14 protein-coding genes and 1 tRNA gene are annotated in these 15,077 nt (G+C 70.5%); 5 read left to right on the forward strand and 10 right to left on the reverse strand.

Annotation, left to right across the window (positions count from 1 at the left end; all coding sequences use genetic code 11):
- Positions 1 to 85 precede the first annotated feature (85 nt).
- Positions 86 to 159: transfer RNA gene (locus O3X23_RS15765), tRNA-Thr, on the reverse strand.
- A gap of 202 nt (positions 160 to 361) precedes the next feature.
- On the opposite strand from O3X23_RS15765, the gene O3X23_RS15770 reads away from it, so the two are divergent.
- The 3 genes from O3X23_RS15770 to O3X23_RS15780 all read left to right on the forward strand — a co-directional run bounded on the left by O3X23_RS15770 (position 362) and on the right by O3X23_RS15780 (position 2,968).
- Positions 362 to 1,480, forward strand: a complete 1,119-nt coding sequence (locus O3X23_RS15770; RefSeq protein WP_269271997.1) for an ABC transporter ATP-binding protein — start codon at positions 362 to 364, stop codon at positions 1,478 to 1,480.
- 227 nt (positions 1,481 to 1,707) lie between these two features.
- The gene (locus tag O3X23_RS15775) at positions 1,708 to 2,121 is read left to right on the forward strand and encodes a hypothetical protein (RefSeq protein WP_269271998.1); all 414 of its coding nucleotides are present in this window, start codon (positions 1,708 to 1,710) and stop codon (positions 2,119 to 2,121) included.
- 121 nt (positions 2,122 to 2,242) lie between these two features.
- Positions 2,243 to 2,968, forward strand: a complete 726-nt coding sequence (locus O3X23_RS15780) for a nucleotidyltransferase family protein (RefSeq protein ID WP_269271999.1) — start codon at positions 2,243 to 2,245, stop codon at positions 2,966 to 2,968.
- A 266-nt stretch (positions 2,969 to 3,234) separates the two neighbouring features.
- Here O3X23_RS15780 and O3X23_RS15785 read toward each other — a convergent pair whose 3' ends face one another.
- The 6 genes from O3X23_RS15785 to O3X23_RS15810 all read right to left on the reverse strand — a co-directional run bounded on the left by O3X23_RS15785 (position 3,235) and on the right by O3X23_RS15810 (position 9,749).
- Positions 3,235 to 4,770 (reverse strand): DoxX family membrane protein, encoded by a 1,536-nt coding sequence (locus tag O3X23_RS15785; protein WP_269272000.1) that lies wholly within the window; start codon positions 4,768 to 4,770, stop codon positions 3,235 to 3,237.
- Between the two features lie 349 nt (positions 4,771 to 5,119).
- The gene (gene rlmB / locus O3X23_RS15790) at positions 5,120 to 6,076 is read right to left on the reverse strand and encodes a 23S rRNA (guanosine(2251)-2'-O)-methyltransferase RlmB (protein WP_269272001.1); all 957 of its coding nucleotides are present in this window, start codon (positions 6,074 to 6,076) and stop codon (positions 5,120 to 5,122) included.
- A gap of 98 nt (positions 6,077 to 6,174) precedes the next feature.
- Complete coding sequence (cysS, locus tag O3X23_RS15795; protein ID WP_269272002.1) at positions 6,175 to 7,569, reverse strand: cysteine--tRNA ligase; 1,395 nt, start codon at positions 7,567 to 7,569, stop codon at positions 6,175 to 6,177.
- A 246-nt stretch (positions 7,570 to 7,815) separates the two neighbouring features.
- Positions 7,816 to 8,331: a 2-C-methyl-D-erythritol 2,4-cyclodiphosphate synthase gene (gene ispF, locus O3X23_RS15800; protein WP_269272003.1), complete on the reverse strand. Its 516-nt coding sequence runs from the start codon at positions 8,329 to 8,331 to the stop codon at positions 7,816 to 7,818.
- Positions 8,321 to 9,034 (reverse strand): 2-C-methyl-D-erythritol 4-phosphate cytidylyltransferase, encoded by a 714-nt coding sequence (ispD, locus tag O3X23_RS15805; protein ID WP_269272075.1) that lies wholly within the window; start codon positions 9,032 to 9,034, stop codon positions 8,321 to 8,323. The genes ispF and ispD overlap by 11 nt, the downstream gene beginning before the upstream one ends.
- A gap of 232 nt (positions 9,035 to 9,266) precedes the next feature.
- The gene (locus O3X23_RS15810) at positions 9,267 to 9,749 is read right to left on the reverse strand and encodes a CarD family transcriptional regulator (protein WP_033174074.1); all 483 of its coding nucleotides are present in this window, start codon (positions 9,747 to 9,749) and stop codon (positions 9,267 to 9,269) included.
- A 521-nt stretch (positions 9,750 to 10,270) separates the two neighbouring features.
- On the opposite strand from O3X23_RS15810, the gene O3X23_RS15815 reads away from it, so the two are divergent.
- Positions 10,271 to 10,927 (forward strand): DUF461 domain-containing protein, encoded by a 657-nt coding sequence (locus tag O3X23_RS15815; protein WP_269272004.1) that lies wholly within the window; start codon positions 10,271 to 10,273, stop codon positions 10,925 to 10,927.
- A gap of 88 nt (positions 10,928 to 11,015) precedes the next feature.
- On the opposite strand, the gene O3X23_RS15820 is transcribed toward O3X23_RS15815, so the two are convergent.
- Both O3X23_RS15820 and O3X23_RS15825 read right to left on the reverse strand, forming a co-directional pair.
- Positions 11,016 to 11,696 (reverse strand): response regulator transcription factor, encoded by a 681-nt coding sequence (locus O3X23_RS15820; RefSeq protein WP_269272005.1) that lies wholly within the window; start codon positions 11,694 to 11,696, stop codon positions 11,016 to 11,018.
- Complete coding sequence (locus tag O3X23_RS15825; RefSeq protein WP_269272006.1) at positions 11,693 to 12,982, reverse strand: sensor histidine kinase; 1,290 nt, start codon at positions 12,980 to 12,982, stop codon at positions 11,693 to 11,695. Before O3X23_RS15825 ends, O3X23_RS15820 begins: the two co-directional genes overlap by 4 nt.
- Positions 12,983 to 13,164: 182 nt before the next feature.
- Here O3X23_RS15825 and phoU point away from each other — a divergent pair, with 182 nt between their 5' ends.
- Positions 13,165 to 13,845 (forward strand): phosphate signaling complex protein PhoU, encoded by a 681-nt coding sequence (phoU, locus tag O3X23_RS15830; protein WP_269272007.1) that lies wholly within the window; start codon positions 13,165 to 13,167, stop codon positions 13,843 to 13,845.
- Positions 13,846 to 14,242: 397 nt separating this feature from the next.
- On the opposite strand, the gene O3X23_RS15835 is transcribed toward phoU, so the two are convergent.
- Positions 14,243 to 15,001, reverse strand: a complete 759-nt coding sequence (locus O3X23_RS15835) for a phosphoglyceromutase (RefSeq protein ID WP_269272008.1) — start codon at positions 14,999 to 15,001, stop codon at positions 14,243 to 14,245.
- Positions 15,002 to 15,077 lie beyond the last annotated feature (76 nt).

The following is a 15,077-nucleotide window of genomic DNA, read 5'->3' on the forward strand; positions in this document are numbered from 1 at the left end:
GCAAGCGGCCCCGGACGCAGAGTCCGAGGCCGTTGATGACGCTCCTAGACGACCAAAACTGCAGGTCATCCAGGGTGGGAATGAGAGCCCCCTGTCGGATTCGAACCGACGACCTTCGCTTTACAAGAGCGGTGCTCTGGCCAGCTGAGCTAAGGGGGCCTGGTCCCGTGGGGTGGGGCCAGGAGAAGTGTACTCAAGGCGGGGGGTGCGGGTGGTAGGGGAAAAGTCAGGGACCTGGGGCTACTGACAAAGGGGCAGGCGGCGGGTAGCGTCACCGACAGTTCGCGTCTCGCGGACTAGACCAATCCTTCCTTTACTCGGATCGTCCGGCACGTTCCTGCCGGTGAGGGGCGCATCAGTTATGGCTACTGTCACGTTCGACAAGGCAACTCGCATCTACCCGGGCTCGGAGAAGCCCGCGGTGGACGGCCTGGAGATCGAGGTCGGGGACGGCGAGTTCCTGGTTCTGGTCGGTCCGTCCGGCTGTGGGAAGTCGACCTCCCTGCGCATGCTCGCGGGCCTCGAGGACGTCAACGGCGGAGCGATCCGCATCGGTGAGCGCGACGTCACGCACCTGCCGCCGAAGGACCGGGACATCGCGATGGTGTTCCAGAACTACGCGCTGTACCCGCACATGACCGTCGCGGACAACATGGGCTTCGCGCTCAAGATCGCCGGCGTGAACAAGGCGGAGATCCGCAAGCGCGTCGAGGAAGCCGCGAAGATCCTGGACCTCACCGACTACCTGGCGCGCAAGCCGAAGGCGCTCTCCGGTGGTCAGCGCCAGCGTGTGGCGATGGGCCGCGCGATCGTGCGTGAGCCGCAGGTGTTCCTCATGGACGAGCCGCTGTCGAACCTCGACGCCAAGCTGCGCGTGCAGACCCGTACGCAGATCGCCAGCCTGCAGCGCCGGCTGGGCGTCACGACGGTCTACGTCACCCACGACCAGGTCGAGGCCATGACGATGGGCGACCGCGTGGCCGTCCTCAAGGACGGGCTGCTGCAGCAGGTCGACACCCCCCGCAACATGTACGACCGCCCGGCGAACCTGTTCGTCGCCGGCTTCATCGGCTCGCCGGCCATGAACCTCGTCGAGGTCCCGATCACGGACGGCGGCGTGAAGTTCGGCAACTCGGTCGTCGCCATCGAGCGCGAGGCCATCGCGGCCGCCTCCGACAAGGGTGACCGCACGGTCACCGTCGGTGTCCGTCCCGAGCACTTCGACATCGTGAACGGCGAGGCCAAGTCGCTGTCGAAGGACGAGCCGGCCGGCCTGGCCGTCACGGTCAACGTCGTCGAGGAGCTGGGCGCCGACGGCTTCGTCTACGGCTCCGCCGAGGTCAACGGCAAGCACCAGGACCTGGTCATCCGGGTCGGCGGCCGCGAGATCCCGGAGAAGGGCTCCGTGCTCCACGTCGTGCCGCGCGGTGGCGAGGCCCACGTGTTCTCGACCTCCACCGGCGCGCGCCTCAGCGACTGACGCCAGCAGGACAGCACGACAGCAGGCATATAAGCAGTTCGGAACGGCCGTCCGCGCAACCTGCGGGCGGCCGTTCCGCGTTGCCCGTCGCCGTGTCGACAAATACCCCCACAGATCGGTCCTTTCGACTCTGTTCGTCAACCTGTCGCACCCGTATCAGCGATCTCCCTCACCCGGCAGGGTGACTGAATGTCCCCAATTCATCACCCATCGCTACGATCGCGAGCGTGAACCAGGTAGCTCGCCGCATCGGCAAGACATTCGCGCTCGTACTCCCGGTCGTCCTCGTGCTGTCCGGGACCCTCGCCGTCACCCGCGTCCCGTGGGCGACCTCGGCCTCCGAGGCCCAGGTGCTCACGGCCTCGCACAACAAACCGGAGGTCGTCCCGTCCTCGAAGGAGCCGCAGGAGGTGCTGCGCACCCGCCTGCTGGACGAACTCCAGCACAAGTCCGCGGGCGTCGTCCTGACCGACCTCCAGGCGGCGATGGCCACCAGGCCGTCGCTCGCGAAGTACTGCACGTCGATCGCCCGGTCGCTCGGCCGCGCCGCCGTCGCCAAGTACGGTCCGGTCCGCGCCCAGTCCTTCTCGCGTCCGGTGTGCGACACCTCGTTCGCGACCGGCGTCGCCTCCGTCTTCTGAGCATGACGGGCGTCCCCCGCCGTCCGGGGACGCCGTCATCGAGAGATCGGGGCCTGGACCAGGACCGGGGGCGGTATCGGGGCCGGGATCGAGGTCCCGTGGGTCCCGTAGGGTGCCGGGCATGACGAACGGCGCTCCCCCCGTGACCCAGGCCGTCCTCCTCGCCGGAGGGCAGGGGTCGCGTCTGCGGCCCTACACCGACGACCGTCCCAAGCCGATGGTCGAGATCCCGGGCACCGGGACACCGATCATCGGCCACCAGCTCGACTGGCTGGCCGCCGAGGGCGTCACCGACGCCGTCGTCTCGTGCGGCCACCTCGCCGGAGTGCTCCAGGAGTGGCTGGACGCGGCCCGACTGCCGCTGAACGTCACCACCGTCGTCGAGAAGGAACCGCTGGGTCGCGGCGGCGGGCTCAAGTACGCCGCCGCGTCGCTCCCGCGCCCCGACGAGCCCTGGTACGCCACCAACGGCGACATCTGGACCCGCTTCTCGCTGCGCGAGATGGCCGCGTTCCATCACGAACGCGCCGCGGTCGCCACGCTGGCGCTGGCCCGCCCCCGGATCCCGTGGGGCGCCGTGGAGACCAACGAGTTCGGGCAGATCCTGGACTTCATCGAGTCGCCGCCCTCGCCGTTCCTGATCAACGCGGGCGTGTACGTCTTCGACCCGGAGTTCACCGCATTGCTGCCGGCCCTCGGCGACCACGAACGCACCACGTTCCCCCGGCTCGCCCGCGAACGCCGCCTCGCCGGCTTCCCGATCCCTCAGGGCGCGTACTGGCGGGCCATCGACACGGCGAAGGACCTCACCGAGGCCGCCAAGGAACTGGCCGCCCTCCAGCGCTGAGCCGCGGGGTCACCGCGCCGGCCCCCAGGGGTCACCGCGAGCCGCGGGGGTCACCGCGCCGCGAACGGGAGGCGTCCGTGGCGCCCCGCGCCTCCCTGTGCCGCCCCTGCGCCTCCCGCACGCACGAGAACCACCCGGGCCGACTCCGGGGCGCCCGCTGCCCTCTGGGGCGCCCCCAGGCCCCCGGGTGCCCGTCCGACGCGCGAACGTGGCGGTGGCCCGCACCCCCGGAAGGGTGCGGGCCACCGCCACGTCGTGGGAGGAGCTCAGGCCGCTCCGCCGGTGCCTCCGGCGTCGCCGGCCGGCGAGGACCGGCCGAGCAGCAGCCCGGTGGGTGATCCGCTGCCCAGGAGGCCGCCGATCGGGTCGTGCACGGTACCGCTGCTGGTCGTCGGCGAAGTGGGCGGGCGGTGGGTCTGGCGCGGGGAGCTGGGCTTCGTCGGCTGCGAGGAGGCCTCGCGCGGCTTGCCGCTGCTGCCGCTGCCGCTGCCGCTGCCCGTGCTGCCGCTCTTGCGGGTGCTGCTGGGCGACGCCGAGGGCGACTTCGACGACTTCTTCTTGCCGCTGGGCGACTTCGACGGCTTCGGGGCCGGCTTGGGCTTGTCGCGCGTCGCCGTCCCCGACACCTCGGGGAGCGGAGTGCCCGGCAGGTTGTTGACGGGGATGCGCTCCGGGGCCGGCACGTCCGTGTGCGTGCTGGACGACCGCACCGCGGTACCCAGCACCGAGCCGCACAGCAGCGTCAGGCCGACGAAGACCGTGGCCAGCACCACGCCGCGGCGCAGCACCCGCTTGCGCAGGTCCCACAGGTCGGCGCGCGGCCCGAGCCGCCGCCACGCCTCGCCCGCCAGGCGGCCGTCCACGGAGTAGACGGGGGCGCCCGCGATGACCAGCGGGCTCCAGGCGGCGAGGTAGATGAAGTCCGGCGCGTCGTAGACCGGGACCGTGCGCCAGGTCACGGTCACCAGCAGCGCCACGGAGAGCGCGGCGGCGACGGACGCGGCGACCCGCTGCCACAGCCCGCAGATCGTGAGCACGCCGACGATGACCTGCAGGAAGGCGATGGTCAGCCCGGCGCCCACGGGGTGGGTGAGCGCGAGGTCGCGCAGCGGGGCCGCGGCGGCCCACGGGTGCAGCGACGTCAGCCACTTGACCATCGAGCCGCGCTCGCCGCCGTCGAAGTACACGGGGTCGCAGAGCTTGCTCATGCCGGCGTAGACGGAGGTGAGGCCGAGGAGGACGCGCAGCGGGAGCAGGACGACGCCGAGGTTCATCCGGTGCCCGGGGTACCAGGCGTGCCGGATCGGTTCGGCATTGCGGCCGCGCCGGATCCCGCTCGTCTCGCCGGGTCCGGCCGCGAGGGCCTTGCCCCGGCCGGCACCGCGCCCGGCGCCCGAGTCGCCGTCGTAGCCGTCGTTGTCGTCGTCGAAGGCGCCGCGGGCCGGTCGGATGCCGCGCAGCAGCTCACGTTCCGGCATGCGGGGGCCGACGACGGCGGGCGTCGGCGCCTCGTCGACGTCGATACGGGGCAGCAGCTGCGTCGAGCCGCCGGGGGTGTCGGGGCCGGACCCCGCGCCCGCGTGGCGGACCGCCTGCAGGAGCCGTCCGGCAGCAGGGTCGCCGGGCCCGGACCGGCCGGACCACACCACTGGTGCGGCCCGTCGCTTGACGGAGCTGGGAATGACGGGGATCCGCGCGGTCTCGCCGAGGCTCAGGGCACGGGCCGAGGTCGCGCCGAGCCGAACGCGGAAACTCGCGTGGTTGACGATGACCTGGGCCGGGTCGCTCGGAACCTTGAGCATGCTCAGGGCAGGCTCGTCGAACCCGGGCGTCCCACCCCCCGTAGGAGTGCGGGGTGTTCTGGTGTCCACACTCCACTAACCGAGTGACGGACGGTTAGGACACTGCCGACGGCCCGACGGATGTCCGAGACCCGTCAAGATCAACAGAATCGGGGCCCTGGCCGGGGATGATGCGGATCCGTTCCGCAAAAGATCGCGAACGATCGTGGACCCGGACCGAGGTGATCGGTCCGGGTCCACGTCAGGCATACCCGTCAACGTCACGCACCGCACGCAGCGCGCCGAACGTTGACGGCCGCGTCAGGCATCACGCGTCACGCCGACAGGCGCGTCACACGGTGCGCGCGGTTCACGCGCGGCGGCGGGCCGCCTCGTACAGGACGATGCCGGCGGCGACGCCCGCGTTGAGGGACTCCGAGCCACCCGGCATCGGGATGCGCACCAGGTAGTCGCAGGTCTCGCCGACGAGGCGGGACAGGCCCTTGCCCTCGGAACCCGCGACGATCACGACGGGGCCGGCCAGCGCCTCCAGCTCGTGCAGGTCCACATCACCGTCGGCCGCGAGGCCCACGACAATCAGACCGGCCTTCTGGTAGGCCTCCAGCGTCCGGGTCAGGTTGGTGGCGCGGGCGACCTGGACGCGGGCGGCGGCACCCGAGGAGGTCTTCCACGCACCGGCGGTCATGCCCGCCGCGCGGCGCTCGGGGACGACGACGCCGTGACCGGCGAACGCGGCCATCGAACGGACGACCGCACCGAGGTTGCGCGAGTCGGTGATGCCGTCCAGCGCCATGATCAGCGGGTCCTCGTGGCTGTTGGCCGCGGTCTCCAGCAGGTCTTCCGGGTGCGCGTACTCGTACGCCGGGATCTGCAGGACCATGCCCTGGTGGTTCAGGCCGTTCGTCATGCGGTCCAGCTCGGGGCGCGCGGCCTCCATCAGCGGGACGCCGCGGTCGGTCGCGAGCTTGATGGCCTCGCGCACCCGGTCGTCGGTGTCGATGTACTGCTGGACGTAGACGGCGGTCGACGGGATCTCGGCGCGCAGCGCCTCGACCACCGAGTTGCGGCCGACGACCAGCTCGGCCGTGGACTTCGCGCCACGGCCCGACGGGCGGCGCGACTGCGACGAGACGGTCCGCTTGGCGACGGACTTCGCGACGCGGTTCTTCTTGTGGCCCTTGCGGTCGGCGGCGGGCGGGGTCGGGCCCTTGCCCTCCAGAGCCTTACGCCGGTGACCGCCGGTGCCGACCTTCATGCCCTTCTTGTTGGAGGTACGGCGGTTCCTGCGCTGGCTGTTCCCGGCCATGGGGCACTCTCAATTCTTCGCTGCTGAAAATGTACTGACGTATAGGGGGACTGGGCTGATCGGGCGGCTGATCCGGCGGAGCCGGCACGGCGACGCGCTCAGCGCGTGCCGAGCGACCACCGGGGTCCGGACGCGGTGTCCTCGATGTCCAGCCCCGACTGCTGGAGCTGGTCGCGGATGGCGTCGGCGGTCGCGTAGTCCTTACGCTCCCGGGCCGCCTGCCGCTGTTCCAGCACCAGCCGGACGAGTGAGTCCACGACGCCGTGCAGGTCGTCACCGTGCCCGCCGCCGGCCCACTGCTCGTCGAGCGGGTCCAGTCCCAGTACACCGAGCATCGCACGGACCTCGGCCAGACGCGCGACCGCGGTTTCCTTGTCGTCCGCCGTGAGGGCCGAATTGCCCTGCCGGACGGAGGTGTGGACGATGGCCAGCGCCTGCGGAACGCCCAGGTCGTCGTCCATCGCCTCGGCGAAGGAGATCGGCACCTCGGCGGCCGGCGCGACCGGGCCGCACTTCTCGACGACCCGCTGCGCGAAGCCCTCGATGCGCGCGAACGCGGACTCGGCCTCGCGCAGTGCTTCCTCGCTGTACTCGATCATCGAGCGGTAGTGCGGGGTGCCGAGGTAGTAGCGCAGCACGATGGGGCGCCAGCGCTGGACCATCTCGGAGACGAGCACTGAGTTGCCGAGCGACTTGCTCATCTTCTCGCCGCTCATGGTGACCCAGGCGTTGTGCACCCAGTAGGCGGCGAAGTCGTCGCCGAAGGCCTTGGCCTGGGCGATCTCGTTCTCGTGGTGCGGGAAGATCAGGTCGATGCCGCCGCCGTGGATGTCGAAGGCGGTGCCCAGGTACTTGTGGGCCATCGCCGAGCACTCCAGGTGCCAGCCGGGACGGCCGCGGCCCCACGGGGTCTCCCAGGACGGCTCGCCGGGCTTGACCGACTTCCACATGGCGAAGTCGCGGGGGTCGCGCTTGCCGGTCTCCACGACGTCCTCGGCCGCGCGCAGGTTGTCGAGCTCCTGGTTGGACAGCGACAGGTAGTCGGCGAACGAGCGCACGTCGAAGTAGACGTTGCCCTCGGCGACATAGGCGTGGCCCCGGTCGATGAGCCCGCGCATCATCTCGACCATCTCGGGGATGTGGCCGGTCGCCCGCGGCTCGTAGCTGGGCGGCAGGCAGCCGAGCACGTCGTAGCCGCTGTTGAAGGCCCGCTCGTTCTCGTACCCGATCGCCCACCACGGGCGGCCCTGCTCCGCCGACTTCCAGAGGATCTTGTCGTCGATGTCGGTGACGTTCCGGATGAAGGTGACGTCGTAGCCGCGGTAGGCGAACCACCGCTGCATGATGTCGAAGTTCAGTCCCGACCGGATGTGCCCGATGTGCGGGACGGCCTGCACGGTGGCACCACAGAGGTAGATCGAGACACAGCCCGGCGTGAGCGGGGTGAAATCACGGATCTGCCGAGCGCTGGTGTCGTACAGGCGAATAGTCACGCCAACAAGGGTAGTGGGCGAAACGCCGTGCCAAGTGCGCTCTGCACGGGTTGCAGGGGGGAGCGGGCCGGACGATCTTCCGGGTGGGGCTCCGGCCTGCGGGGCTATTCCCCTCAAGGCCTGGTCGGACCCCTCATTCCGCTGCGGACCGGGCCCGGCGCGGCCTCGCGGAAGCCGCTGCGGGCAGCCGGATCCGACCGCGGATCGGCCCGGATCGTCCCGGATCGGAGCCGGGGCCGTACCGCTTCAGACGGCCGGACCCCGGCCCGTCGGCACCACCAGTGCCGTCGCGACGGCCGCCAGGCCCTCGCCGCGGCCGGTGAGGCCGAGGCCGTCGGTGGTCGTTCCGGAGACGGAGACGCGGGCGCCGACCGCCTCGGAGAGGGCCTTCTGGGCCTCGTCGCGGCGCTTGCCGATCTTCGGGCGGACGCCGATCACCTGGATCGCCACGTTGCCGATCTCGAACCCGGCCTCGCGGACGATACGGGCGGCCTCGGCGAGCAGCTTGACGCCGGACGCTCCGGCCCACTCGGGCCGGCCCGTGCCGAAGTGCGCGCCGAGGTCGCCGACCCCGGCCGCGGAGAAGAGGGCGTCGCAGGCGGCGTGCGCCGCGACGTCGGCGTCCGAGTCACCGGCCAGGCCGTCGCCGGCGTCCGGCCAGTGCAGGCCCGCACACCACAGCTCGCGGCCGGCCTCGAAGGCGTGCACGTCCGTTCCGATGCCGACCAGCGGCAGCAGCGGGCGGGGGGTCTCAGAGGTCATCGGTGGCCCTCCTGCGGGCGAGTACGGCCTCGGCGAGCACCAGGTCCAGCGGCCTGGTCACCTTGAAGGCTTCTTCGTGGCCGGGTACGACCACGACCTGGACGCCGGTCCGCTCGACCATGCCCGCGTCGTCGGTGGCACCCTCGCCGTCGCCCGGCACCGTGGCGTGCGCCGTGGCCAGCACGTCCCGCCGGAAGCCCTGCGGGGTCTGCACGGCACGCAGCAGGGCGCGCTCGGGCGTGCCGGTGACGGCGTTCGTGGCGGGGTCGATCTGCTTGACGGTGTCGGCCAGCGGCACTCCGGGGACGACGGCCGGAGCCCCGTCCCGTACGGCGGCGACGACCGCGTCGACGATCTCGACGGGCACCAGCGGGCGCGCGGCGTCATGGACGAGGACGATCTCGACGTCCTCGGGGAGGGCGGCCAGCCCGAGCCGGACCGATTCCTGGCGGGTCTCGCCGCCGGCGACGATCCGCAGGCCCTTGTCCTCGGGCAGCCCGTGACCACCGAGCAGGGCCCGGACCTCGGCCACCCCGTCGGACGGGGCGACCACGACGACCAGCGAGACGGCGGAGGAGCGGGTCATGGCGCGCACGGCGTGCACCAGCATCGGGATGCCGCCGAGGGAGCGCAGCGCCTTGGGGGCGCCGGGGCCGAGCCGGAGGCCTCGTCCGGCGGCGGGGATAACAGCTGCGGTACTCAGAGGTTTGTGTCCTTGGCCGAGGTGGGTATCGGCTCAACGTGCGACGCTGCGGCCCCTTCCGTGAGAAGTCCGCAGGGTCGTACACGCCGAGACGTCGGAACAAAAACAGACAGCGCCCGGACAGCACGGACGGCGCTGACACAGACAGCGCAGCCGGCTGCTGGAACGAACTGGGTCAGGACGCAAGCATGCCGCAGCACCCGGCCGGAACCGGGTACCGCGGCAACTCACGTCAGGACGCGAGGACCTCGTCGAGCAGGGCCTCGGCCTTGTCCTCGTTGGTGTTCTCAGCGAGCGCGAGCTCGCTGACCAGGATCTGCCGCGCCTTGGCGAGCATGCGCTTCTCGCCGGCGGACAGCCCGCGCTCACGCTCACGACGCCACAGGTCGCGGACCACCTCTGCGACCTTGATGACATCGCCGGAGGCGAGCTTTTCCAGATTTGCCTTGTAGCGGCGGGACCAGTTGGTCGGCTCTTCGGTGTACGGCGCGCGAAGCACCTCGAAGACCCGGTCCAGCCCCTCCTGACCGACCACGTCGCGCACGCCGACGAACTCCGCATTGTCCGCGGGTACGCGTACCGTCAAGTCGCCCTGGGCGACCTTGAGCACCAAGTAGGTCTTGTCCACGCCTTTGATCTGGCGAATTTCGATAGCCTCGATCAGCGCGGCCCCGTGATGGGGATAGACCACGGTGTCGCCAACCTTGAACGTCATGTGACAGGTACCCCTTCCGTGGCTATCCAGGGTAACACGTGAACGGCCTCTTCTGAATGGCGTTTTCGCAGGTCAGGGCATATCTCGGGGCTTGACAACCCCTACCGGGACGTGCTGGAGGGGCATGCCGGGCAGGGGTATTCGCAGGTCGGAGCCGGTATGCGGGAGGGGTGAAACGCCCCCGTTACACCCAGCGGCGCGCCGATGGAAGGGGGGTTACATCCCCATTTGTCATCTCCGAAGAGTGGATCTTCGCTACTCCGTTCGGACCTGGTTCACCTGATGATCCATTTTTTCGAAGTCGCGGAACGGACGCGATCGGTGCACGATAAATGGATCTTGTACGCGCCGCCCGGAATCCCGCAGCGGAATGCCGGAATGCAATCCGGGCCACCCGGTCGGGTGAGGCTCGGGCGAGACCGCCCCGCCGAGGGGCGGCCCGGTGCGGGGGCGGCACGAAGGCTGAGTAATGTAAGGCCGCTGGAAGATCTTCCCTACCTGTACTAGGAGATACCGCCGCCGTGAGCAGCAGTCTTCGACGCGGTGCCCTCGCCGCCGCCCTCGCGCTCTCGATTGCCCCGCTCGCCGCCTGCGGCGCCGGCACCAACGCGCAGACGAACGAGGTCCGCCCCGACAACGCCGAGATCACCGTCGGCGACATTCAGGTGCAGAACGCCGTGATCCTGACGCAGAAGGCCGGAACCGGCCCTTCGGCGGTCTCGGCCCGCATCTACAACAACGGGAACGGTAACCAGACGCTGCAGTCGGTGAAGGTCGGCGACGCCCTGACCGCGTCCCTGTCCGGCACCGCGGGCAGCAAGACCATCACCGTCCCGGCCCACGGCTCGGTACTGCTGGGCGGTGCGGGCAACCCCTCCGCGACGCTCCCGAACAGCAACGAGGCGATCAAGGACGGCGACTTCCAGCGCCTCGCGCTGACGTTCAGCGCGACGGGCGAGGTCGCCCTCAGCGCGAACGTGCTGCCCGCCGCGGGCTACTACCAGAAGTACGGCGCCACCAGCAGCCCGTCACCGGCCGCCGCGCCCTCCGGCAAGGCCACGCCGACGTCCACCGGGACCCCGGAGGACGGCGGGTCCGCCACGCCGACCGGCGGCGCCACCCCGACCGGCACCGGCACGCCCACCGGGTCCGGCACCCCGTCGCCCAAGAAGAGCTGACGGCGCGCCTCACGCACGACGACGGGCCCGGCAGCGTGTGCTGCCGGGCCCGTTCCGCTGTCCGGGGGGCAAGCGCCCCCCGGCGCGGCTACGGCTCGAACTTGTAGCCCAGGCCGCGAACGGTGACGAGGTAGCGCGGCACGCCCGGGTCCGGCTCGATCTTGGCGCGCAGCCGCTTGACGTGGACGTCCAGCGTCTTGGTGTCACCCACGTAGTCGGCGCCCCACACCCGGTCGATGAGCTGCATACGGGTCAGCACGCGGCCCGCGTTGCGCAGCAGCATCTCCAGCAGGTCGAACTCCTTGAGCGGGAGGTCGACCTTCCCGCCGGAGACGGTGACCACGTGGCGGTCGACGTCCATCCGTACCGGCCCGGCCTCCAGGGCGGCGGGGGACAGCTCCTCCGGCTCGCCGCGGCGGCGCAGGACGGCCCGGATGCGGGCCACCAGCTCGCGGGAGGAGAAGGGCTTCGTCACGTAGTCGTCAGCGCCTATTTCCAGGCCGACGACCTTGTCGATCTCGCTGTCCTTGGCCGTCACCATGATGACCGGGACATTGGACTTGAGCCTGAGCTGGCGGCAGACCTCGGTGCCGGGCAGGCCCGGCAGCATGAGGTCGAGCAGTACCAGGTCGGCGCCGTTGCGTTCGAACTCGTCCAGCGCGTCGGGCCCGGTCGCGGCGATGGCGACCTCGAAGCCCTCCTTGCGGAGCATGTACGACAGCGCGTCGCTGAAGGACTCTTCGTCCTCTACGACGAGTACACGGGTCACGGAAGGACCTCCGGGGCAGGGATGTGATCGGAATAGTTCTCGTAGAACTGCTGGTCTCCGGCGGGCCCGCCCCCGCCGATGGCGGATTCGGAGTCGTCCGCGTCGGTACCGAGGAGCGCGTGTTCGCGCGCCATGCCGGCTTCGGGCAGTCGCAGGGTGAAGGTGGAGCCCTGTCCCTCGGCGCTCCACACGGTGACCTCCCCGCCGTGCGAGGCGGCCACGTGCTTGACGATGGACAGGCCGAGACCCGTGCCGCCGGTGGCGCGGGAGCGCGCCGGGTCGACGCGGTAGAACCGTTCGAAGATCCGGTCCCGGTCCTTCTCGGAGATGCCGATGCCGGCGTCGGTCACCGAGATCTCGATGAGGTCGCCGCCCGGTGAGGGGATCCGGCGGCCGGCTATCCCCACCCGGGTGCGGGCCGGGCTGTAGTTGACGGCGTTCTCGACGAGGTTGCCGAGAGCTGCCGCGAGCTGGCCGCGGTTGCCCCAGATGTGCAGGTCGGGGGCGGAACCGGTGGCCATGGTGATCTGTTTGGCGTTCGCCTGGTGGCGGCAGCGGTCGATGGCCTCCGCGACGAGATCGTCGACGTCGACGGGTTCCGCGTCGTCCAGCGGGTCGTCGTTCTGGACCCGGGAGAGATCGATGATCTCCTGGACGAGGCTGGTGAGGCGGGTCGCCTCGATCTGCATCCGCCCTGCGAAGCGGATGACGGCCTCGGGGTCGTCGGAGGCGTCCATCACGGCTTCGGAGAGCAGTGACAGCGCGCCGACGGGGGTCTTGAGCTCATGGCTGACGTTCGCGACGAAGTCACGGCGTACGGCCTCGATCTTGCGGGCCTCGGTCAGGTCCTCCACGAGGAGGAGGACCAGCCGGGAGCCGAGCGGAGCGACTCTGGCGGAGACCGCCAGGCCCTCACCGCGACCGGCGCCTCTCTTCGGCAGATCCAGTTCGACCTGGCGTATCTCGCCGTCCCGCCGGGTCTCACGGGCCATCTGCAGCATCTGGTCGACGGCCAGGCGGCCGCCGCGGACCAGTCCGAGGGCGTACGCCGCCGAGCTGGCCTTGACCACCGTGTCGCCCTCGTCGAGGACGACCGCCGACGAACGCAGTACGGAGAGGACGGTGTCCACTCCGGGCGGCAGTACGCCGGTGCCGTCGGGTCGCAGGGCCGTGCGGGTGGGGCGGGCTTGTTCCCGCTCACTCCAGCGGAACGCGAGCACAGCGATCACACCGGTACACAGACCGGCTATCGCACTGGCTGCGGCAACTGCCGCGTTCACGTCCATACCCCCAGGTTAGGCGGCTCCGAGGGGTGCTCCACAGCCTTGAGAGCTACCTCTCGAACGCCCGTTGCCAAGAGTTCACCTTGACGTAGGCGCTGATTCACTCGGGATGCTCGAGCGGTACGCGTACGCCCATCAGCGTGGGAGCGTGGAGGAGACGCCTCTGTTTGGACGGAAGGACAGCGATGCGGGACGCATACCACGAGGAGCTCGACTCGATCGGTGAAGGCCTGGTCGAGATGGCCCGGCTCGTCGGATCCGCCATCGGCCGGGCCACCACCGCGTTGCTGGACGCGGATCTGAACATCGCCGAGAGCGTGATCGCGGCCGATGAGAAGGTCGACGGCCTGCAGCGCGACCTGGAAGCACGGGCGATCAACCTGCTGGCCCGGCAGCAGCCGGTCGCCACCGACCTGCGGATCGTCGTCACCAGCCTGCGGATGAGCGCGGACATCGAGCGGTCGGGCGACCTCGCGCGGCACATCGCGAAGGTGGCGCGGCTGCGCTTCCCCGAGTCGGCCGTACCGAACGACCTGCACAGCACGATCCTGGAGATGGGCCAGCTCGCCCAGCGCCTGATGGCGAAGGCCGCCGAGGTCATCGTCTCCAAGGACGTCGACGACGCGCTGCAACTCGAGGCGGACGACGACCGGATGGACGAGCTGCACCGCGCGCTCTTCCAGCACCTGCTGGACGACCGCTGGAAGCACGGCATCGAGACGGCGGTCGACGTGACCCTGTGCGGCCGCTACTACGAGCGGTTCGCCGACCACGCCGTATCGGTCGCCAAGCGCGTCGTCTACCTGGTCACGGGCGAGCACGCCGACGAGCTGACGCCGGCCCCGACGCAGGTCGACGGGGTCTGACGGCCGCCGCGGAGGCCCGGGGCGGGCGCGAGGACAGGCCCTCGCGCCGTGCCGTGCCTCCGCGCGCCGTTGATGCGCCCGGCCCGGGGTGCGTTCAATGGGGGGCGATGCGCCCGCACGTGGCGGCTTCGACTGCGTGCGGTGGCCCAGCCGAGGAGGGTACTCATGCAGGATTCCCCCACCCCGTCGACCACCAGGGAACAGCCGTCACTCGACCGTCCCCCGCAGCTCACACCCGTGTGGCTGCCCGTGCTCGGCGCGTGCGGCTGCGGATCGAGCTGCGGGTGCGGATGCCAGTCCGGCGGCGCCTGCCAATGCGGCGGCTGCACCTCCTGACAGATCGAGAAGGGCCCCACCCGCACCGGGTGGGGCCCTTCGTCACATCGCTGACCTGTGGTTACTTCTTCTTGCCCTGGTTCTTGACGGCCTCGATGGCGGCCTTCGCGGCGTCCGGGTCGAGGTAGGTGCCGCCCGGGTTCACGGGGCGGAAGTCGGCGTCGAGCTCGTACGAGAGCGGGATGCCGGTGGGGATGTTCAGACCGGAGATGTCCTCGTCGGAGATGCCGTCGAGGTGCTTGACCAGGCCCCGCAGGCTGTTGCCGTGCGCGGCGACCAGGACCGTGCGGCCGGCGAGCAGGTCCGGGACGATGCCGTCGTACCAGTACGGCAGCATGCGCTCGACGACGTCCTTGAGGCACTCGGTGCGGGGACGGATCTCGCTCGGGATCGAGGCGTAGCGCGGGTCGTCGCTCTGCGAGAACTCCGTGCCGTCCTCGAGGGGCGGCGGCGGGGTGTCGTAGGAGCGGCGCCAGAGCATGAACTGCTCCTCGCCGAACTCCGCGAGGGTCTGCGCCTTGTCCTTGCCCTGGAGGGCACCGTAGTGCCGCTCGTTCAGCCGCCAGGAGCGGTGCACCGGGATCCAGTGGCGGTCCGCGGCTTCGAGCGAGAGCTGCGCGGTGCGGATCGCACGCTTCTGCAGCGAGGTGTGCACGACGTCGGGGAGCAGGCCGGCGTCCTTGAGGAGCTCGCCGCCCCTCACCGCCTCCTTCTCGCCCTTCTCGTTCAGATTGACGTCCACCCAGCCGGTGAACAGGTTCTTCGCGTTCCATTCACTCTCGCCGTGGCGGAGGAGGATCAGCTTGTACGCAGCAGCCATGGCCCGAGCCTAATCGAAATCCCGTAGCGCCTGCCCATGTGTCCACGGTAAGTTACGCAGGTCGTATTCAGTCATT

It is taken from the genome of Streptomyces sp. H39-S7 (assembly GCF_027158205.1).
Lineage (GTDB): Bacteria > Actinomycetota > Actinomycetes > Streptomycetales > Streptomycetaceae > Actinacidiphila.

Coding starts and splice junctions, on each gene's coding strand:
- O3X23_RS15770 (WP_269271997.1), top strand. CDS start 362: ATGGCTACTGTCACGTTCGACAAGGCAACTCGCATCTACCCGGGCTCG.
- O3X23_RS15780 (WP_269271999.1), top strand. CDS start 2,243: ATGACGAACGGCGCTCCCCCCGTGACCCAGGCCGTCCTCCTCGCCGGA.
- O3X23_RS15785 (WP_269272000.1), bottom strand. CDS start 4,770: ATGCTCAAGGTTCCGAGCGACCCGGCCCAGGTCATCGTCAACCACGCG.
- rlmB (WP_269272001.1), bottom strand. CDS start 6,076: ATGGCCGGGAACAGCCAGCGCAGGAACCGCCGTACCTCCAACAAGAAG.
- ispF (WP_269272003.1), bottom strand. CDS start 8,331: ATGACCTCTGAGACCCCCCGCCCGCTGCTGCCGCTGGTCGGCATCGGA.
- O3X23_RS15810 (WP_033174074.1), bottom strand. CDS start 9,749: ATGACGTTCAAGGTTGGCGACACCGTGGTCTATCCCCATCACGGGGCC.
- O3X23_RS15825 (WP_269272006.1), bottom strand. CDS start 12,982: ATGGACGTGAACGCGGCAGTTGCCGCAGCCAGTGCGATAGCCGGTCTG.
- phoU (WP_269272007.1), top strand. CDS start 13,165: ATGCGGGACGCATACCACGAGGAGCTCGACTCGATCGGTGAAGGCCTG.
- O3X23_RS15835 (WP_269272008.1), bottom strand. CDS start 15,001: ATGGCTGCTGCGTACAAGCTGATCCTCCTCCGCCACGGCGAGAGTGAA.